Origin of the sequence: Shigella sp. FC1967 (assembly GCF_001743005.1) — a bacterium.
Taxonomy (GTDB): Bacteria; Pseudomonadota; Gammaproteobacteria; order Enterobacterales; family Enterobacteriaceae; genus Proteus.
In genome coordinates this window covers 1-1091 of sequence record NZ_MIIZ01001059.1, presented here as the reverse complement: position 1 = coordinate 1091, position 1091 = coordinate 1, and the positions used below count along the sequence as shown (strand labels likewise).

General features: G+C 51.2%; 2 protein-coding genes. Both read left to right on the top strand.

Features of this window, described 5'->3' with window-relative positions:
- Nucleotides 1–213: 213 nt before the first annotated feature.
- A complete protein-coding gene (locus tag BHE89_RS18290) occupies nt 214–921 on the top strand; it encodes a DsbC family protein (RefSeq protein ID WP_001259347.1) in 708 nt (235 codons plus the stop codon).
- The coding region (locus BHE89_RS18285; RefSeq protein WP_141008335.1) for a TraC family protein at nt 918–1091 on the top strand (174 nt) is incomplete at its 3' end. The genes BHE89_RS18290 and BHE89_RS18285, both read left to right, overlap by 4 nt.

The window sequence follows — 1091 nt, the reverse complement described above, 5'->3', positions numbered from 1 at the left end:
CCGACCATTTCTCTGGTTGGGGTCGATGACTCTGGTGGCAAATCCGAAGCTGTCACGATGAACTAAGGTTCATTCCTCTCAAAGCCCGGTTCAGACCGGCTTTTTTTTGTATCGCGCTGGAGTTGTCCAAATTGGGCTATTACAGAGGCGAGTCTATTTCCCTCCCCCGGATACACTGCCCAGCATCCAGTAATCCAATCTTAGGGGATAGACATGCGGACAAAATTACTTGGGGCGCTGATGGTGTTCGGGATTATTACCGGCACGGCTCATGCGTCATCGAAATTGGAAATCACCGATCCCAGAGCGGCGAAGATAGAGGACATCGTAGAGCTACCCATCAAAGGGGTGCGAGCCGTCCAAAGTGATGGGCAGATCATGTTCCTCTCTGAAAACGGGCGATTTGTTATTTCAGGACAAATCTACGACCTGTGGAGCAAGAAGCCCCTCAACACGATGTCCCAAATGAGGGATGTAGCGGAGCGTATCCACTTCAAGAGCATGGGCATGGATGTGGACACGCTGAACACCGTGTCGATGGGGCGTGGTGACAAAGAGGTGGTGGTCTTTGTCGATCCTAGATGCGCGGTTTGCCATCAGCTCATGGGGGATGCCAAATCGCTGGTGGATGATTACACCTTTAAATTTATCGTGATTCCTGCTCTGGGTGCTGAGTCCAACCGCTTGGCAAAGAACTTGTACTGCGCGAAAGACAAAACCCACGCGCTCGATGCGCTGATGAACAACACCTTGGGTTCCCTTCCTTCAAAAGAAACCTGCGACCCCGGCCAATACGATCAAACGCTGCTGACAGCTCATTTCATTGGTATTGAGGGCGTTCCGTTCGTGGTTGCTCCGGATGGTCGTGTCAGCAAAGGACGTCCGAAGAACCTGAAATCATGGTTGGAGAGTGTTGAATGATCGTAACCATCAAAAAGAAACTCGAAGAAACGTTGATCCCGGAGCACTTGCGAGCTGCCGGGATTATTCCTGTCCTGGCCTATGACGAAGACGATCATGTCTTCCTTATGGATGACCACAGTGCAGGCTTTGGTTTCATGTGTGAGCCCCTGTGTGGTGCCGATGAAAAA